Genomic DNA, 513 nt, shown 5'->3' on the forward strand with positions numbered 1-513 from the left:
GTGAGGGGTACGTCGAGAATCCGCGCGGCAATCAGCCGGTGATCAATGTTGTGCTGCCCGCCATTCTTCTGTGCTTGCTTCACGTCCTTGTCACATCCGGGCCAGGGAGCTGGCGAGCCGAACTCGTCGTGAGTCTTGAGATCAAAATTCGGCTTCTCGGATGCCCCAAGCAAGTTGACGACGTATCGCTCCCAGGTGGAGACGGCGGTGAGCACGAGATACGGATTGAGGACCGCGTGATCGGTATCTCGACCGTGGATCTTGATGATCTGTAGGCAATCTTCGACACCCTTGATTGCCTCGGCGGTTATGACCTGAAGTCTCACTTCGTCCAACAGCATGCATCGAACAGTATTCGGATTCCGGTCTGCCGTCTGTGGATCACTGAAGGGCTTCATGCCTCATCTGCAGTCGCCTGCTCATCAGGTACGCCGACGTAGCAGGCGTAGACGCTGGCCGTGCCGTCGTCACCGAGGCGTGCGGTTGCGTCGAACGTGCCGGATGGGCGGAAGG

Annotated in this window: 1 protein-coding gene; it reads right to left on the reverse strand. The window is 58.5% G+C overall.

Annotation, left to right across the window (positions count from 1 at the left end; translation table 11 throughout):
- On the reverse strand, positions 1–341 hold a 341-nt coding region (locus tag ACZ5CR_RS46855; RefSeq protein ID WP_468870166.1), incomplete at its 3' end, for a hypothetical protein.
- Positions 342–513: the final 172 nt, after the last annotated feature.

The organism is Streptomyces sp. NPDC031274 (assembly GCF_055570235.1).